Consider the following 17,340-nt stretch of genomic DNA (forward strand, 5'->3'; position numbering starts at 1 on the left):
CGTTCCGCCTTGCTTTGGGGGCATGTGCTGACCTCTCTGGTGTCCAACGCCATATCGTTGATCGTCATCATTCTCGCAGCGTTGATTATGGGTTTTCGCTCGTCCGCGGGAATACTGCCATGGCTTGCCGTAGCAGGCATACTTGCATTGTTTACACTGGCCTTAACTTGGGTCGCGGCGATTGCCGGTCTGTCCGCAAAAACGGTGGAAGGTGCAAGCGCGTTTTCCTATCCACTTATCTTCCTGCCGTTTATCAGTTCGGCGTTTGTGCCGACCAAGTCGATGCCGTCGATCGTTCGCGCCTTTGCCGAAAACCAGCCGGTGACCTCGATCGTGAACGCCATCCGTGCGCTACTGGCAGATCAGCCGGTGGGCAATGATATATGGATCGCTCTTGCGTGGTGCGTCGGGATTTTGTTCGTAGCTTATTTCTTTGCAATGAGGGTATACAAAAAGCGGGTGTGAAAAAAAAGACAGCTTTTCTGAATCGTTAAAAGAAAAGACAGTCCTGAAGAAAAAATTCTACATCTATATAAAGGCGCAACTGACTAGCAGTATAAAAATACGAATGTCATTCTATACACTTATAACAAAGTTTAATAGAGCCAAATAGATTAGTTGAACATAGGAGCAGTTCTGCCGCGGCAGCTGCTCCTTGTATAATAATTGGAAAATCTCCAATAATAAAAAGATATTTCATAAAACAAGCTTTATGTATTCGGCTATTATCGGAGTGAACGATGTGCATAATTCTTTTTGGTTTATTGCTCTACTTATTTCAAACACAATATTATTTTGTTTTATAATATTAAAAAAAAGAAACACGCAAACTCTGTTTCTTTATTTAACAATGGTTGGATTTGGTTATATCATCGAGACCACGATTTTTAATTTCTTAGGAAGCTATGATTATAAGCCCAATATTATCAAGCATAATTCTTTTTATGACAGTGAATTGGGAGCATTTTTCTCTAACGCATTATCTTTACCGATCACAGCAACCTTGATAGCAACTTTCAACTTAAATTGGCTTTGGATCGTCTTTTTTTCAGGATACTTTGTAGGGATTGAATGGTTATTTTTAAAGCTCCATATCTATACACAACACTGGTGGAGGTTAGAATATACCGGATTGGGTCTCCCTATGTATTTTGTTTTGGCTAAGATCTTTAATAAATGGATTTTACTTCCTTCAAGAGGATTTAAACACAATTTGATGCTTTATTTAATAACTGGTTCCATTTCTGCCAGTGCCCATATTCTCCCGATGCTCTTTTTCTTGAACCGATTCTATCGTCCTGGATGGTTTGAAAATGTAGGTCGCGATTCCATCGCCTTCTCAGCAATTTACTATTTGTGCGCAAGCTTTTTTTATTGTTTAATTGTTAAAATCAATTGGAAAACGAAGTGGGTAAAATATATTTTAACAGGTTTAATTGTTTATATAGTGAATCAAGTGCTTATAAAGATTGGAATCCTTCACAGTCTCGTATGGTGGGACCAGATGTACTATGTTTTTTTAGCCTTATTTATTATCGTGCTTGTTAAAATCATAGATAAAAGATTATCTAAACAAATATTGGCCGTTAAAAATCCATCCTAATGAAAATCGGGTAACTATAGTTGAGGGGCTTGCTTTGTGGCAGCTCCTCTTTATGCGGATACAAACTGCAACACATAAAGGAGATAGAGATATGACGGAATTCTGGGAATCAAATTTTATAGAAAAACAAACAATGTGGGGATTTGAACCTACAGACTCCGCAATCGTGACAAAGGACTTTTTCCTTGAAAGGAATGTTAAGGACATACTGGTGCCAGGTATTGGATATGGCAGAAATGCAAAGGTTTTTATTGACAATGGAATAGATGTAACAGGTATTGAGATTTCAAAAACAGCGATTGATTTGGCGAGGCAAAACGGGCTAGATATTCGTATTTTTCATGGTTCAGTAACTGACATGCCTTTTGATAACAAACTCTATGACGGTATATTTTGCTATGCACTTATTCACTTATTGAATAATCGTGAGAGAGATAAGTTTATTAAAGATTGCTATAATCAGTTAAAGCCAAATGGATATATGATTTTTACAACTGTTTCAAAAAAAGCCCCCATGTATGGACAGGGCAAACAATTGGATAAAGACTATTTCGAGATAATGGAAGGCGTAAAAATGTTTTTTTATGATTCTGACTCCATAAAACAAGAATTTGAGAAATATGGACTGATAGAGTTTTCTGAAATTGACGAGCCAAGTAAGAACATGAAAAACAAACCTCCAATAAATTTTATAATTGTAAAATGTAAGAAAGAACTATAAAGATATGCAGTTATGCCAAGTCAGCAGAGAACAGGAATTGAATGCAAATTAGTTCAAGAGGGTTAGGAGCAAGAACTATAATCTCATGACTATTTTCTTCGTCAACAATTTCGGCTGATTGAACTACCGGAAACGAGAGTTGAATAACAGAAAAAAGCAGTTCAGTTTAGATATTTAATGAAAACATATGCTAAGGTATATTTTTTGGTTCTTCCGCCATACGTACGCAAAAAACCGGACGTAGGAACGTCCGGCTTATCCCCTTAATAGGTTGGAGGATTATGGTAAGTTAAATACATTGGGGGATTATGGGTAATAATTATGGGCAATTGACGGATCTCGGTGTTTTGCGGAGTTGTGGATAAGAACTCGTCTCGCGAGGGAGTTTCAGCACTTACCACCACCGGTAAAGCCAAGATAGCAGAAGCTACAGCACTTATTAAACCTAATTTGATTGTTTTCTTCATGATAAAACGCCTCCTGTTTTCTTTTTTCCCTATCTGGGGTTTTCTTGCTACAAATTCATCATAAGCCATATCTGAGGGGGGAAATATACTCGAAAATTGAGTATAGAATAATATTAGAAGTAAATAAATTCAAGATAGCATGTGTATAGATGGAGAGTCCGAAAACTTAGACAGAGAAAAGAAAGTTGTAGCTTTCATCCTATCGGCGAGATATTCATAATGAAACAATATCTGTATTAAAAGCTCTAACTTGAAATTTGATAACAACGCGCAAGCTGCCGACAAACACGGTAGCCTTATTGCGTAGAACGTTAGTTTAATAAAAAAGATAAAATAGGCTGCAGGAGATAAAATCGGTGGCCTGTTGTGCTAACGGGCAACTATCTTCAGAGAATTGATATGGTAACATATGGATAAAGCATCGATTCAGAATGGGGGCTGAACTCATGAGGTTGAGGGATTCAAAGATGGAATTTAATTTCAAGAAGACTCTTATAATTTACCCGTTGGTGTTTCTAATCTTTTTAATAATTGTTCATTTCATGATTGGAATCAACAAACCTATATTAATCTTCTTCGTGGTGTTCTTTATTATTAGCATGCTTTACATGAAGGGGTATTACTGGAAACTACATGGTGGAGTGTTAGCGAAATATATTTTTTTCTGCAAGAGCAGCGAATTCAATGTTGATGAAATTCAACAAATCACATCGGTCACGATACAAAAAATCGGAACGGTTACTTTCCGTTTAGGGAAAGGACCGGCTGAGGATGAATATATCTTTTTGTTACGGGATGGAAATGAAATTAAATCATTTGCACATTGCTTAAACAGAGATGGGAAATCAATAGGAAGATATCTAAATGAAAAATACAAGAAAAGGCTAGTAGAAAAAACGAAGTATAAATTGAATAATATATAGGATCAAAAAACAATTGTTAACGTATCTTGATTTCAGAGTAATCCATTGAGCTAACGAAGACCGATTGCACAACGACAACAGGCTGCCGACATCTTCGGCAGCCTGTTCAGCTAACGGGCAGGAAAAGTTTTGGGCCATGATTTCTACTTGATCGGATTTTCCGGGAGAAGCCAGAATGGCTTGGCCGCACAAATCGTTCTTGTGGCGAAGCCAGGTTTAACACCTTACATGTTTGCGTTTGAAACCAAGTTGCCCTCTATCTACTCCCTTTTGAATATTTTCGGAAGCCTGTAGGAAACTGCCTTTTTTCTTGTCTCGTTTGACTTCTACTGGACCTACTGCCATCGCGGTCTCGACCGCCTTATCATGGAGCGGCATATAGGATACCCCCACTGTGTAAATAAAACTATTCATAGCGTATTTAGTTCTTTCGGGAGAATCGTGAATCGTATTTCTCACAATTTCAAGCATATTGGCAATTTTGCTTTCGGAAAATTCACCGTCCTGGCGATTACCCAAAAGCCAGCAGTAACAACTCCAGCCCGCTGACATTCGCAGCTCTTCGCCGCTTGCGATCCATTTATCGGCAACTTCTTGAGCAATATCTGTTTCTGCCAAGGTTACTGCAACCACAAAATCGGACAGCATATAAAAATAAGCCGCATCCATCCAACGCTCAAAATCCGCTTCAGTCATTGCTTTTGGGTCTGCAATTATGCCGGCAAAGTACATTGCGTCGTAATTCCCTGTGTTGTAAAGCTGCTCAGCCAAAGGTTGATTTATTTTAATTTTCTTGGCGATGGGCTTCATATCGCCTATAGCCACGCCAAAAAGCGGTTCGTGCGCTCCATTGGATACGTAAATTTTCTTGGTTCGTTCCTTGCCGAGAGCTTCAAGCTCCTGCATAACCATTTCTACATTCATTGTTTAACACTTCCTTCTAACTGGAGGTTTTTCCTTGCAATTTGCAGCTGACCCGTTTCGATATCAACCTTTGACTCATTCCTGCTAACATAGCAACTTCTCCCGCCTGAGACCCGGTGTTCCTCTTCGACTTCCTTGTGGAATCCCCACATTTAGTTCCCTAGGATAACCATACCTCTCGTTAGCATTTTCCATCCATTATACAGTATCAGTGAGGCCTAGAGCACTCACAATGATTACTAATTAACAGGAGGTTTTTATATGTCAACGCAAAACATCAATAAGATAGCGCTTATTACAGGTGCAAATATGATTTCCATATATTGTGCTAGAATGTTATTTAGAACGAGTTATTGTTACCCATTCCACCCCGATTTTGGTGGGGCTAGAAAGGTAGGGGATACTAGAATGAGCGAAAAGCATGGGGAATTGGACATGGCTGAGGAGTTGCGTTCCGAACTAATTGGATACTGTTACAGGATGATGGGGTCCATTTTTGATGCGGAAGACGCGGTACAGGATACCATGCTCCGTGTATGGCAGAGCTGGGACCAGATTCGACAGGACTCTTCTCGCAAATCCTGGATTTATCGCATTGCCACGAATGTTTGTTTAGACAAGCTCAGGCATGCAAAGCGTCGGGCGCTTCCGATGGACTTGTCCGATCCTGCCACTATTATCGTGGAACCCAGGGACAACTTGCCTCGAACTGCTTGGATATGGCCGGCTCCCGATACCGCTGGCGACCCAGCGGATATCGCGGTTAGCAGGGAAACCATTCGATTATCGTTTATCGCGATTCTGCAAACGTTGCCGCCTCGGCAACGCGCCGTTTTTATTCTGCACGATGTATTCCGATGGCCTGCCAAACAGACGGCGGATGCAATGGGTATGACCGTAGCGGCCGTCAACAGCACTATGCAACGAGCGCGGGTGACGCTAACGCAAGCGAATCTTCGGTCTGATGCGCTGCGAGAGATGGACGTCGATGCAGACCAACGACTTCTTGCCTGTTATGTAGAAGCATTCGAACAATACAACATCGAAAAGTTGTTGGCGCTATTCCACGAGAGTGGCAGCTTGTCTATGCCGCCTTTTGTGATGTGGGTGTGCGGCAAAATGAAAATGGCGTCATTTTACCAAACAACACGCAATCATTGCACGGGTTCCCGTTTGGTGTCTGTACGCGCTAACGGCAATTGTCCCGCCTATGCGCAGTATGTTCAAGCCGGACGCGCTGGGGTCTTGGTCCCATGGGGCATACATATCCTCGAGATTCAAAATGGAAAGATCGCGCATATCCATCATTTCATTGACACCGATTTATTTGCCCAGTTTGGTTTGCCGACATATTTGGACGCGAGTATGGATTTTACGGCGAACCGATGATTTTGCGGCCGCTCGTTCGTCTATATTCTTGAACGGCAAATTGAATGAAAGTGGAGGTTTGAAAATGTTGCAACGTTTGTTTATTTGGGTGGAGATTCCGGTATCGAATATGGAACGGGCCAAAACGTTCTATGAGCGGGTTTTTCGAGTGGATATGCAGTCGATGCCCATGGGGGACGATGAATACGCGTTTTTTCCGGTTCAGGAACAGTACAACGGAGGGGCGTTAGTGAAGGGTCCCCATCGTAAGCCCTCTGTCGATGGCATCACGATTTACCTTGACGGAAGTCCAGACCTGGCCACCATTCTTTCAAGGGTCCCTGAAGCGGGTGGACAAGTGGTCATGGAGAAAACCTATGCGGGCAATAACGCAGGATATTTGGGAATGTTTTTAGACAGTGAGGGCAATCGCATTGGCCTTCAACATTTATAAGTAAATCAGCAACGGGTAACTATAGTTGAGGAGTCTGCTTGGCGGCAGCTCCTCTTTTGTTTGCGTGAAGGTCTTTTTGTCTTTTTATTATCTTAAAAACATGTTGACAAAAATTGGGGATTATTGCATAATAACATTGACTGAACCGTTCAATCTATAATTTTGACTGAAATCGAAATCCATAAATGTTTTTTTTGTAAAATTATTGACTGAATGAGTCAATCTAAATCGAGGAGGAATTATGACATGACAACCAATCCTAACAAAAGCAAGGCGATCGTCATTGGTGGGGGTATGGCCGGATTAATGACCGCACGCGTACTCTCGGATCATTACGAAGAGGTGCTGATCGTCGAGAAAGATGACTTCCCCTCAGGGCCAGACCTCCGTCCCGGAACTCCGCAGGCATTCCATCCGCATCGCTTCACGACGCGTGGGAAATCGATTACGGAACATCTTTTTCCGGGATATGAGAATGACTTAGTGGCGCAAGGTTCTCCTTCGTCTCTGAACAAAGTCGTTTATTTCATGAACCAGCACGGGAGCCTGGAAATGAAGTATGACCGGAATGATATCAAATTTAGTCGAGCAGTACTTGAGTGGGTCATCCGCCAACGCGTAAAAGCCATTACTAACGTACGCTTCCTGCCCAGACACGATGTGGTCCGGTTGTTAACGACCCCTGATAGGTCAGCCGTTACCGGCGTTCTAGCTAGAGATCGAGATCAATCCAAGGAGGAAAAGGCTCTGACAGCCGATCTGGTTATTGATACGAGTGGACGTTCCTCGAAACTTTCGGGATGGCTTACGGATTTGGGATACGATGTGCCGAAGCCGGATCTTCTGAAAGTTTCGCTCGGATACAGCACTCGCCGATATAAAGTGCCTTCTCATCTGACCCACATAATCGATAAATGGGAAGTCATCAACCTCCAGGGTCAGCCTGCAGGAGGCACTTACACGGGCGTGTTTTCCTTTATCGAGAACCAGATTGCCGAAGTACTGCTCTACCGCCCAGGCGGGAATTACCCTCCGACGGATGCCGCAGAATTTGAACTGGCCGTGGAGCAGCTTCCGAGCCCGATCATTTCGGAAATCGTACGCGATCTGGAACCCATCACCTCTCCTCGAGGCTTCCGCGTTCCAGAATTGTACTGTCATCGCTACGAACAGATGTCCCGCTGGCCTGCAGGATTGCTGGTCTTGGGAGATGCTTACTGCATCTACGATCCGATCTTCGGCCAAGGCATGACTGTGGCCGCGATCGCTGCCGAAATACTGGAAACATGTCTGCTAGAACGACACGGCGATTTCCGGCCTGATTGGGAGCACGGTGTACTTCGCCGAATCAAAGAAGCCATCGAACCGGCCTTCTGGTTAAACTGCACGGCCGATCTGCGCTGGGAAGGTGTCGAATACGAAGGTTCGGATTCAAGCACGGGGAATGCGTTCAGCCGGGAATATATGGAGCTGTATCTCAAGCACGCTACAAGTAAGCCCGATTGGCGACTATACGGGCTCTATTGGGCCGTGAATACGTTGTCCGTATCACCCCGTCACATTTTCAACCCGCAAACGGCCGTCCAAGTTCTATCCGCTTCAGATGAAGGCAAGCGACTGCTCGCCGGGCTTAAGGTGAACGACGGCCGGCCGGTCGAGGCAGTTCTGGAAGATCTGCTGCCCCGATTCTCGGAAACGCCGTTCGAGTCGGCAAGGCAATAGTGATTTTAAAAATCGGATTTGTTATACTGATAGATATCTATATCGTCCGGCAAAGGAGTACTCGACATTGGCACCATTAAACGATGAACAATTACATCAAATCCGCGATGAACGAAGAGAACAAATTAAGGCGGCGGCCATCCAGGTGTTTGCCCATAAAGGTATCGTTAGCGCGAAGATGAGCATGATCGCAGAAAAAGCAGGTATTAGCAACGGGCTGCTCTACCATTATTACAAATCGAAAGATGAGTTGTTTATGTCGCTTGTTCAAGAGGCGATGATCGAAACGGAAGCGGCCATGCGAAGCATCAATGAAATGCCGGGAACGCCAATCGAGAAAATCAGGGCTTTGACGGCAGAAATTCTCGATGAAAGCGGAGCACCGTACTTCATGCTCATCCACCAGGCGCGCACGTCCGACGGTGTGCCCGTAACGGTTAAGCACCTTCTGGAGCAGTATTCGATGGATACTTTTATTGATATGCTGCTTCCGTTATACCAAGAGGGACAGCAGGTCGGAGAATTGGCGGCAGGAGACCCTAGAGAGCTTATTGCCTGTTTTTTATCTGTCCTTACCGGTATCATGGTCATCAATGCGAACGGGATTGAAGACTATCGAATTCCGAAGGTCGATATGTTGATGCGGTTGATTGCCCCTCTGTATCGAGTAACAAATAATTAATGTAATATTCGTATGAAAACTAATCTTGATTATAGAAAAATGGATTATTAGGCAAAAATTCTTTAAGCTGACGAAGAATGATAGTTCAAAAAATAACAGCGGCAGGTCTAAGACTTTATTTCAAGTCCTAGTCCGCCGCTGTTTCATTTTTGGATTAGTCTACTATATAGACTTCATAAAAGGAGTTTTGTGATAGTGCTACGATCACTTTAGAATTATTCAAAGAAATCTGGGCTAGAATTCAGCACCAACCTCTCTCAGGCCAATCATCCGCATAAATCGTTGGTCCTGGCCAATCATTTGCACTGGCTGCTCCGGAAAATGTTAGCAACATACAGACTACTAAAAACCCAGTAATAAAACCTAATCTTAATTTTCTCATCAATATTTGTCTCCTTTTTTATGTGTTTATTAAGCGAAAATCCTTGAAAAACATATCTTAACAGAGATAGGTAATATTTTACAGAGTTTAATAGACCAATACTTTATGCCCTCAAATAATTGAGATCACTTTTAAATATGGGAAAAATTACCTATATTCGATAAATTAATAATGATAAAGCTTTTAAAATTATAAAATCAACGTAAGTTATTTGGAGAGCAGTTTCAAAAACTCGCGCATGAAGCCTGGTAAATCCGGCCAAGCGTGACCAGTGACTAATTTCCCATCCACATGAAGTGAATCTGTCGTATATAAGGCTCCGAGCTGCTCCACATCTAAACGGCAAGCGTTATAGGCAGTCATGGTGCGGCCTTCAAAAAAGCGATTGTCTTTTAAAGCGGAGAATACCTGTGCAGCATGACAAATAGCGCCGATTGGTTTATCAGCTTCAAGAAAGTGACGAATAATGCGCGGAACATGCTCGTTCGAACGAATGTATTCTGGGGCTCTGCCTCCAGGAATGATTAAACCATCATATTGACTAGGATCTACATCAACGAAAGCGATGTGTGACGGCAGCAGATGCCCTGGCTTCTCTGTGTAGGTCTCCCAATCGTCGATAAAATCGTGAACAACTGTACGAAGTACTTTCTTAGTCGGTGAAGCAATTACGGCCTCGTATCCTTCCTCTAATACACGAAAATAGGGGTAATACACTTCCAGAACTTCTGCAGCGTCACCGGTTAGAATTAAGATGCTCTTTGACATGGAATCACTCCTTGGAAATAGATGGTAACCCACATACAATTATGAATAAACCTCGTTTCGTTGTAAACGGGTTGAATTTGATACGATTTGTCGAATCCAACGAATGAAACTCTATATCCAAAGACTCTTTACCACTCGAACTACTAAAAGTATAATAAGTATAGAACAAACGTTCTGGAAGTGGAGTGGAGCCATAATGAGTATTAGTAATCGTGAGAATAAAAAGATAGCCAACGTAATGGCAAATGCCTTACTTAGCCAGCAATTTATTAGTGTAAAGATTTATAATGAGGCTGGGGATGGGCAAATTACAGGTCTGATCACCAAAATTGATCAAGAGATAAGAAGAGTAAAGCTATCCCACGAAAATGGTACGGATTGGGTAGCATTTGACGATATTTTGAATGTAGAATTGGTGGAATAATACTTATAAGAGGATAGTGCTAAAGGAAGGCATGTTGGGAGCTCAGCATGTCTTTTTTCTTTGATTCGGTCTCAAGACCGATTGTGAGTTCATACCCGGGCTTGAATGAATGACAATGTCGTCATTATATAATGAAAACACTAATATGATTCATTTGGGAGACTTGCTTGTAGGGGAGGGAAATGGAATATGGTAAGTGCAAAAAAAACGAGCTTTTTGGATTCGTTTACCCATTCAACTGTAGTTTCGAAGGACGGAACTACTATTGGATACCAAAGTATAGGTAAGGGGCCGAGTCTCATTGTAATCCATGGGGCACTAAGTACTTCGAATGATTTTACCAAGTTTGCCCAAGAATTATCGGATGCATTTACGGTTCATGTTATGGATCGACGTGGACGTGGATGGAGTGGACCGCAAGGGAATGACTATTCCATCAGGAAGGAATGTGAAGATGTAAAAAGCGTACAAGAAGCAACGGGAGCAACCTATGTATTCGGTCATAGCTATGGTGGGCTTGTAACCTTGGAAGCTGCGCGTACAAATACCTTTAAGAAAATGGCCGTCTATGAACCTGGCGTTTCAATTAAGTTGTTACCAACCGATTGGGATTGGCTGCCTGAATATGAAAATGACATGAATAAGAAAGATTTTAGAGGGGCATTTGCCAGCTTTGTAAGGGGTTCAGGTCACACTCCCTTAAAACGGTTACCGAAATGGTATGCAAAATTTATTTTACGTTTGGTGATACGCGGCAATCATTGGAATCAAATAGAAAAACTATTGCCAGAAAATTTAATTGAGCACAGAGAAGTGAAGCGTCTGGCATCCACTTTCAGTAATTATCAAATGATTGATGCGAATGTCCTATTAATTTCTGGGGGGAAGAGTCCAGATTCTGTACATCAAATGATTCGCGTATTGGATGAAACAATTTCACGAACACAAACGTTGACTTTACCTAATCTAGATCATCTCGCTCCGGACAATAAATACACACCGGTCGAAGTGGCACAGCATGTAAAGCGGTATTTTCTTAGTTGAATTTTGGTGCCTAAGTCAACCCTATTGTTGTATAATCAATTAAACGTTTTGAAAGTGAGCTGAAGCTGAAGATCGTCGATTAGATGAGCTCGATTTTCAAGCCATGATGCATCCAGCTATTTGGGGTGGTCTTTTATTCTTGGGCGTTATTTCTACTGCATGTCATTCGAGAAAAATAAGTGTTAAAAAAAAGCTGATGGGTGTTATTTTACCGATCAGCTTTTTTAAAGTGCTAAATAGTTGTCTTGATGGGGTTGCCGGCAGGTTGGTTATTAACTCAAGATGGCGCAAGAAATACTAGTGGGAATATCGAAAGGGAGGAACCAACCTTGGTTAACGCCATTATAGAAGTGGACGGACTCGTCAAAAGGTATGGGAAATTCACTGCGGTGAATGGAACTAACTTCCAAGTGCGTGAGGGGGAAGTGTTCGGACTGCTCGGGCCAAATGGGGCAGGCAAAACGACAACGATGGAAATGATCGAAGGTTTGCGGCGTCCGGACGAAGGGAGGGCGCTTGTTGCAGGCTTCGATACGAAAAAGGATTTGAATAGGGTTAAGGAAATCATCGGCGTCCAGCTCCAATCGACGTCATTGTTCGACCTGCTCCACGTCCACGAGATTATCCGCATGTACGCAAGCTTTTATCCAAGCTCAGTGCCGATCGAGCCGCTGCTCGACGACATGATATTGCGCGAAAAAAAGAATGACCGCGTCAAAAACTTATCCGGCGGTCAGAAGCAGCGACTCGCCATTGCGTTGGCGCTCGTGAATGATCCGAAGGTGGTTTTTCTGGATGAGCCGACAACCGGACTCGATCCTCAAGCCCGGCGTACGTTGTGGGATATCGTGCTCCGCCTGAAGGAGCGCGGCAAGACTGTGGTGATCTCAACACACTACATGGAAGAAGCTCATGTGCTTTGCGACCGCATCTGCCTCATGGATAAAGGACAAATCGTTGCGCTCGATACGCCGGAGCAGCTCGTCCGCAGCCTGCAGTCAGACAGCGCCATCGAGTTTCGCTTGCCGGAGCCGATTCGGGAAGATGAGGCACGAAAGCAGGAAGTGATGACGCTTGTCCAGTCGTTGCCTGATGTGAAACAAGTTGAACAGCGCAAAGATACGTTTGTGTTGTACACGGATCATTTGCAAAATGCGCTGACCGCATTTGTACAACAAGCCGCTGAGCAAAACATTAAGGTTTCTGATCTGCAAACGCGCACGGCAACGCTCGAGGACGTGTTCATCCACATGACGGGAAGGAGTCTGAGAGAAGAATGAAAGCGTATCGTCAATTGACCTTGGCCCAGTTACGACTTTTTGGGCGAAATCGGCAAGTATTATTCTGGACGCTCGTTTTTCCGATCTTTTTCATGGTGATACTAGGCTCATTCTTAGGAAAAGGGGACAACACTTCGCTCTCCGTCACCGTTATCGACCAAGACCAGACGAATGCGTCGAAGGCGCTCCTATCCTCTATGAAGCAGCTATCCATTTTAAAATTAACTGAAAGCACAGATCTCAATGCGGCGATGAAAGATCTTAAGCATGGCGATCGGCAGCTTGTCGTCGCAGTTCCAAAAGGGTATGAAGATGCTGTGAGCGCTAAATCATCCTCTATGCAAGGTTCCAAACTCACCGTTTACTACGATGAAACGAGCCAAACAACCAATCAGATCGGGCTCCCCATCATGTCTCAGATCGCCGATGGCATAAGCAAGCAGATCGTTGGTTATAACCCTGTCATCACGATTCAATCACAAGCTGTCCAATCCCTTAACCTGAAGTATATCGATTTCCTAGTTCCAGGCATCGTCGCTATGATGATTATGAATAACAATCTGAACGGGGTCGCCGGCCAAATCGCATCTTGGCGCGAGCGGGGTATCCTTCGGCGTCTTCAGAGTACGCCGCTTCAACCTCGCAGCTTCATTGCCGCGCAAATCACGGCCCGACTGGTATTGAACGGCGCGCAGGCGATAATCGTGTTGCTAATCGGTAGCCTGATTTTCGGAACGCAGGTGAATGGTTCGTGGATGCTTCTGCTAATGTTCGTCATAATCGGGACACTGACGTTCATGTCGATCGGCTTTATCATCGCCGCGCTCGCCAAAACGCCAGAAAGCGCTGGCCCGATTGCCGGATTCGTCTCCTTCCCACTTCTTTTTCTAGGTGGCGTCTTCTTTCCGATCAAGAATATGCCCGACTGGCTGCAGCCTGTAGTCAATTTGCTGCCGATCTCGCATCTGTCCACAGCGCTGCGCCAAATCATGAATGTCGGAGCCTCGCTTGCCGACGTGTGGCGTGAAGCCGCGCTGCTTGGCGGTTGGATGCTCGTAGCCTTCATTATCGCCAGCCTAACATTCAAGTGGGAGTAACCAAAAATATGGGCAGCCGGCCAGATTGGATCGGCTGCCTTTTTCAGCTATTTCTTTTTTGCTAAATGCATTAATGTTAATTTCATTGAATAATAATTCAATGTCTTGTATTATTATACATAACATTTTTCGCATGATGTTATTAATGGATTGAGGGTGAACTGGTATGATTTTGTCTTGTGAATCAAATTTTCTAGAAGATTATCTAGTAGAAACAGAGGAAGTTGATTATAGTCACCTTTCCATTCAAGAAAAAGCAGCAGAATTATATGACGAATCGTATAACGAAGATCATTTTGTGAAAAAAGCTTATGAATTTGTTCGTGATGAAATATCTCATTCTTGGGATATTCAAAGTTCACGAATTACATGTAAAGCCTCGGAGGCGCTATTCTTTAAGGAAGGTATTTGTTACGCTAAGTCTAATCTGTTATGCGCCATATTAAGAAGCAAAGGGATTCCAACTGGTTTTTGTTATCAACGACTTACAATAGGTGACACACCAGCTACAGGGTACTGCATCCATGCTTTAAATGCAGTTTACCTTAAATCCATAGGAAGATGGGTTCGCCTAGATGCACGTGGAAATAAAGTTAATGTTCATGCGGAATTCTCCACAGATGAAGAAAAGTTGGCTTTTTCGGTACGGGAAGAATATAACGAAGTGGATCATCCAGAAATATTTAAACGGCCAAACTTAAAAACAATAAATGCATTAAAGCAACATACAGATTGTATAAAGATGTATCTTCATGGTTTACCGTCTAATTTATAATCATGTAGTGAAAAAAACTTATCCATGTATACTTTGCTTTTTATTTGGCAATAATAGTGTTTATTGCGTTAAAAACGGAAAAGAAAGAAAACCTGTTTACCGGATAATGTTCGAATTAAAAAATGTATCCATATTGGAATTGAAAATAGAATGAAGTATCGCCTGCAATACGGTTAATTTCTCTTTTCAGGTAAGACGCAAGAATGAAGAAGCTGAGATCATTGATTCAGCTTCTTTTTTATTTGTTCACCAACAATTTTAACTAAGCAAAAAATTTTCAAGATATTTTTCTATCGCTTCAATTGAATTTATAGAGAATTTTTTACCTTTATAGTTTATAAAACCCTCGTTTATGCACTCAGCTATTGAACGATTCAAGCTTCTAATTGGTGCACAGACCTCACTGGATAAAATTTGTTTTGTAAGGTAATCTAAATCACCAATTTTATAATGATTATGTAGACTTAATAAAATACGGTCTTTAGCAGGTAGAAGTGATAACTGCGCCGCGGTATCTGAGCTTAAAACTAATTTTGAGGCAAGTTGTTTAATTAAGTAGAAATTGAAATTAAAATCGAGTTTCATCCATTCATAAAACTTTGTTTTATGGATAGCAATCGTTTCACAGTCTTCTTTGGCAATTACACCGAGTGTTTTAATGTTATCATTAAAAATTTCTATCTCCCCAAAACAACTATAAGATTTGTAAATATACAAGGAAAGCATCGTTCCCACATAACTTTGCCTATACACTTCAGCTAAACCTGTAGTTAGGATATACAGATAATTATTTTGTTCATGTGGATGAAGGATAAGGCTGCCTTTCTTATGCTTTTTATAAATAAATTCTTTCTTAATATGCGTGGGTACATCATTCACAATTTCTTTAAAATCCATATTTTCACCTTCTTTTTCCTTTTGGTCATTTGACCTATTTTCATTGTAATTGGATTTATATAATGAGATCAAATACGAAATGGAGGTCTCTTATATGAGAAAATTAATTATTGACACAGACACTGGAAGTGATGATGCTGTAGCGTTAATTATGGCATTAAAATCAACGGATGTGAAAGTAGAGGCGATAACAACCATTTGTGGCAATGTCCCGCTTGAATTGGCAACGAAAAATGCCCTTATGACAATCGAAGTTGCTAATGCTCAAAAACCACCTCTTTATGTTGGAGCAGCCAAACCGCTTATGCGCGATTTAGTTACTGCTGTCAATGTTCATGGTGAGGATGGTATGGGAGATTGTGATTTAATTCATCCTACTCTTTTGCCAGAAACCAAGCATGCAGTAGATGCTATCCTTGATATTATTGAAAATAACCCTGGAGAAATCGAAATTGTAACCATCGGTCCTGTTACTAATATTGCACTTGCTATTTTAAAAGCACCTGAAACTATGAAAAAGGTAAAACATATTTACACCATGGGTACTTCTGGCTTTGGCCCTGGAAACACTACACCTGTTGCTGAATTTAATGTGTATGTAGATGCAGAGGCTTATCGAATTATGCTAAACGCAGGAATACCAACTACCATCATCGGATTTGATGTATGTCTAGGAGAAGCTGCTTTGAATAAAGACGATATGGATGTATTACTCTTAAGCGGTAAGAAAGAAGCTGAGTTCTCCGTAAAATGTAACCGTTCCTTGCTTGAATATAATTTACAAAGAAGTAATGAACATATTGTTGACTTACCTGATGCTGTGGCAATGGGTGTTGTACTCTGGAATGAAATTGTACATGAAGAAAAATTGTGTTACTGCTATGTATGCACAACAGAAGAGGCAGCCTATGGTCAAGTGATTGTAAATGACGGTAGTAAACTTGCCATATCAGATGGTTTTGCAGGTCATACCCCTAACGCTAAAGTTTGCAAAACGATTAATAATCCTTTATTTAAAGACAAATTAATTAGGTTGCTTGTGCAATAATCATGTTTATCAAATATGTACATTGTTTTATTTATAAAGATAATCAATTTTTGATGCTGAGAAGGAACAACCCTCCCTTTAAGAATATGTGGAATTGCGTGGGAGGCAAAATTCTGCTTGATGAGATGCCTCGGGATGCGCTCATTCGTGAAGTCAAAGAGGAAACTGGACTGACCCTTCAATCTGTTCATTTCAAAGGGATTGCCACTTGGAATCAAGTTGGTGGCATGTACATTTTTCTCGCTGAGCCATTTATTGGGGATTTAATTGAATGCAGTGAAGGAACACTCGATTGGAAAAGCAAGGAGTGGATCATGCAATCTCCAGATGTCGTCAGCAGCATCCCGACAATTTTGGAAGATGTACTCACGATGGATGTACCCGTAGAATTTGCGCTTTTTTATACGGGAATGGAGTATGAAGGAGATATATGGAAATACATGATTTTAAAAGCTGAATTAGGAGATATTATATAGGTTTGGTTTCAAAAAGGCATCTTTATGGGGACTAAAAGAACCTTTTGAAGGTTCAGAAGAAGCATTTATGGTATTAGAGTTACGTGAAAGTACGCTCGATAATGTTTCAGGAGTTGTTGAATATCTGAGCGTATTCTTCGAATAAGCAGATAAATAGCGGAAGAGAAGCTGCCTTGGCGGCTCCTCTTTTTGTTCAGCGTGCCCAGAGGCACGCATTATCTAGTTGGTGCAAGTCCAACCACGGGAGGGACCAAGCCACCCTTGTAGCTAGGATGCTTGCGTATG

Annotated in this window: 18 protein-coding genes; 14 read left to right on the forward strand and 4 right to left on the reverse strand. The window is 42.1% G+C overall.

The features are described 5' to 3' along the window. The 3 genes from ASD40_RS21375 to ASD40_RS21385 all read left to right on the forward strand — a co-directional run. Nucleotides 1–465 (forward strand): ABC transporter permease (locus ASD40_RS21375; protein ID WP_156390143.1); only part of this gene is annotated, 465 nt, incomplete at its 5' end. A gap of 277 nt (nucleotides 466–742) precedes the next feature. Beyond that, complete coding sequence (locus tag ASD40_RS21380) at nucleotides 743–1,603, forward strand: hypothetical protein (RefSeq protein ID WP_156390144.1); 861 nt, start codon at nucleotides 743–745, stop codon at nucleotides 1,601–1,603. 91 nt (nucleotides 1,604–1,694) lie between these two features. After that, a complete protein-coding gene (locus ASD40_RS21385) occupies nucleotides 1,695–2,324 on the forward strand; it encodes a class I SAM-dependent methyltransferase (protein ID WP_057305196.1) in 630 nt (209 codons plus the stop codon). A 263-nt stretch (nucleotides 2,325–2,587) separates the two neighbouring features. Here the strand turns inward: ASD40_RS21385 and ASD40_RS21390 are convergent, their stop codons facing one another. Beyond that, nucleotides 2,588–2,791: a hypothetical protein gene (locus tag ASD40_RS21390; protein ID WP_057305197.1), complete on the reverse strand. Its 204-nt coding sequence runs from the start codon at nucleotides 2,789–2,791 to the stop codon at nucleotides 2,588–2,590. A 1,139-nt stretch (nucleotides 2,792–3,930) separates the two neighbouring features. Next, the gene (locus ASD40_RS21400) at nucleotides 3,931–4,638 is read right to left on the reverse strand and encodes a DNA alkylation repair protein (protein WP_057305199.1); all 708 of its coding nucleotides are present in this window, start codon (nucleotides 4,636–4,638) and stop codon (nucleotides 3,931–3,933) included. A 408-nt stretch (nucleotides 4,639–5,046) separates the two neighbouring features. Here ASD40_RS21400 and ASD40_RS21405 point away from each other — a divergent pair, with 408 nt between their 5' ends. From ASD40_RS21405 to ASD40_RS21420, 4 genes are all read left to right on the forward strand, one after another. Continuing rightward, entirely contained in the window at nucleotides 5,047–6,027 is a 981-nt protein-coding gene (locus ASD40_RS21405; RefSeq protein WP_057305200.1) for a sigma-70 family RNA polymerase sigma factor, read from the forward strand. A 64-nt stretch (nucleotides 6,028–6,091) separates the two neighbouring features. Beyond that, a complete protein-coding gene (locus tag ASD40_RS21410) occupies nucleotides 6,092–6,460 on the forward strand; it encodes a VOC family protein (protein WP_057305201.1) in 369 nt (122 codons plus the stop codon). Nucleotides 6,461–6,706: 246 nt separating this feature from the next. Beyond that, entirely contained in the window at nucleotides 6,707–8,182 is a 1,476-nt protein-coding gene (locus tag ASD40_RS21415) for an FAD-dependent oxidoreductase (protein ID WP_057305202.1), read from the forward strand. Between the two features lie 67 nt (nucleotides 8,183–8,249). Continuing rightward, nucleotides 8,250–8,864, forward strand: a complete 615-nt coding sequence (locus tag ASD40_RS21420) for a TetR/AcrR family transcriptional regulator (protein ID WP_057305203.1) — start codon at nucleotides 8,250–8,252, stop codon at nucleotides 8,862–8,864. Between the two features lie 589 nt (nucleotides 8,865–9,453). On the opposite strand, the gene ASD40_RS21425 is transcribed toward ASD40_RS21420, so the two are convergent. After that, on the reverse strand, nucleotides 9,454–10,014 hold the full coding sequence (locus ASD40_RS21425; protein WP_057305204.1) for a DJ-1/PfpI family protein: 561 nt from the start codon (nucleotides 10,012–10,014) through the stop codon (nucleotides 9,454–9,456). Nucleotides 10,015–10,210: 196 nt separating this feature from the next. Here ASD40_RS21425 and ASD40_RS21430 point away from each other — a divergent pair, with 196 nt between their 5' ends. The 5 genes from ASD40_RS21430 to ASD40_RS21450 all read left to right on the forward strand — a co-directional run bounded on the left by ASD40_RS21430 (nucleotide 10,211) and on the right by ASD40_RS21450 (nucleotide 14,634). Then, nucleotides 10,211–10,438, forward strand: a complete 228-nt coding sequence (locus tag ASD40_RS21430; RefSeq protein WP_057305205.1) for a YolD-like family protein — start codon at nucleotides 10,211–10,213, stop codon at nucleotides 10,436–10,438. Nucleotides 10,439–10,627: 189 nt separating this feature from the next. Beyond that, nucleotides 10,628–11,482, forward strand: a complete 855-nt coding sequence (locus ASD40_RS21435; RefSeq protein ID WP_057305206.1) for an alpha/beta fold hydrolase — start codon at nucleotides 10,628–10,630, stop codon at nucleotides 11,480–11,482. 329 nt (nucleotides 11,483–11,811) lie between these two features. Beyond that, the gene (locus ASD40_RS21440) at nucleotides 11,812–12,762 is read left to right on the forward strand and encodes an ABC transporter ATP-binding protein (RefSeq protein ID WP_235549333.1); all 951 of its coding nucleotides are present in this window, start codon (nucleotides 11,812–11,814) and stop codon (nucleotides 12,760–12,762) included. Then, nucleotides 12,759–13,859: an ABC transporter permease gene (locus ASD40_RS21445; protein WP_057305207.1), complete on the forward strand. Its 1,101-nt coding sequence runs from the start codon at nucleotides 12,759–12,761 to the stop codon at nucleotides 13,857–13,859. The genes ASD40_RS21440 and ASD40_RS21445 overlap by 4 nt, the downstream gene beginning before the upstream one ends. Nucleotides 13,860–14,025: 166 nt before the next feature. After that, complete coding sequence (locus ASD40_RS21450) at nucleotides 14,026–14,634, forward strand: transglutaminase-like domain-containing protein (protein ID WP_057305208.1); 609 nt, start codon at nucleotides 14,026–14,028, stop codon at nucleotides 14,632–14,634. Between the two features lie 258 nt (nucleotides 14,635–14,892). Here ASD40_RS21450 and ASD40_RS21455 read toward each other — a convergent pair whose 3' ends face one another. Then, on the reverse strand, nucleotides 14,893–15,531 hold the full coding sequence (locus tag ASD40_RS21455) for a Crp/Fnr family transcriptional regulator (protein ID WP_057305209.1): 639 nt from the start codon (nucleotides 15,529–15,531) through the stop codon (nucleotides 14,893–14,895). 94 nt (nucleotides 15,532–15,625) lie between these two features. On the opposite strand from ASD40_RS21455, the gene ASD40_RS21460 reads away from it, so the two are divergent. After that, nucleotides 15,626–16,579 (forward strand): nucleoside hydrolase, encoded by a 954-nt coding sequence (locus ASD40_RS21460; protein ID WP_057305210.1) that lies wholly within the window; start codon nucleotides 15,626–15,628, stop codon nucleotides 16,577–16,579. Between the two features lie 2 nt (nucleotides 16,580–16,581). Continuing rightward, nucleotides 16,582–17,055 (forward strand): NUDIX hydrolase, encoded by a 474-nt coding sequence (locus ASD40_RS21465; protein ID WP_057305211.1) that lies wholly within the window; start codon nucleotides 16,582–16,584, stop codon nucleotides 17,053–17,055. Nucleotides 17,056–17,340: the final 285 nt, after the last annotated feature.

It is taken from the genome of Paenibacillus sp. Root444D2, assembly GCF_001426375.1.
In the GTDB taxonomy this organism is placed as follows: domain Bacteria; phylum Bacillota; class Bacilli; order Paenibacillales; family NBRC-103111; genus Paenibacillus_E.

Bases quoted from the DNA above. Each gene is read 5' to 3' on its own strand.
- ASD40_RS21425 (WP_057305204.1), bottom strand. From the start codon at position 10,014: ATGTCAAAGAGCATCTTAATTCTAACCGGTGACGCTGCAGAAGTTCTG.
- ASD40_RS21405 (WP_057305200.1), top strand. From the start codon at position 5,047: ATGAGCGAAAAGCATGGGGAATTGGACATGGCTGAGGAGTTGCGTTCC.
- ASD40_RS21445 (WP_057305207.1), top strand. From the start codon at position 12,759: ATGAAAGCGTATCGTCAATTGACCTTGGCCCAGTTACGACTTTTTGGG.
- ASD40_RS21385 (WP_057305196.1), top strand. From the start codon at position 1,695: ATGACGGAATTCTGGGAATCAAATTTTATAGAAAAACAAACAATGTGG.
- ASD40_RS21450 (WP_057305208.1), top strand. From the start codon at position 14,026: ATGATTTTGTCTTGTGAATCAAATTTTCTAGAAGATTATCTAGTAGAA.
- ASD40_RS21400 (WP_057305199.1), bottom strand. From the start codon at position 4,638: ATGAATGTAGAAATGGTTATGCAGGAGCTTGAAGCTCTCGGCAAGGAA.
- ASD40_RS21455 (WP_057305209.1), bottom strand. From the start codon at position 15,531: ATGGATTTTAAAGAAATTGTGAATGATGTACCCACGCATATTAAGAAA.
- ASD40_RS21390 (WP_057305197.1), bottom strand. From the start codon at position 2,791: ATGAAGAAAACAATCAAATTAGGTTTAATAAGTGCTGTAGCTTCTGCT.
- ASD40_RS21415 (WP_057305202.1), top strand. From the start codon at position 6,707: ATGACAACCAATCCTAACAAAAGCAAGGCGATCGTCATTGGTGGGGGT.
- ASD40_RS21430 (WP_057305205.1), top strand. From the start codon at position 10,211: ATGAGTATTAGTAATCGTGAGAATAAAAAGATAGCCAACGTAATGGCA.
- ASD40_RS21410 (WP_057305201.1), top strand. From the start codon at position 6,092: ATGTTGCAACGTTTGTTTATTTGGGTGGAGATTCCGGTATCGAATATG.
- ASD40_RS21465 (WP_057305211.1), top strand. From the start codon at position 16,582: ATGTTTATCAAATATGTACATTGTTTTATTTATAAAGATAATCAATTT.
- ASD40_RS21460 (WP_057305210.1), top strand. From the start codon at position 15,626: ATGAGAAAATTAATTATTGACACAGACACTGGAAGTGATGATGCTGTA.
- ASD40_RS21435 (WP_057305206.1), top strand. From the start codon at position 10,628: ATGGTAAGTGCAAAAAAAACGAGCTTTTTGGATTCGTTTACCCATTCA.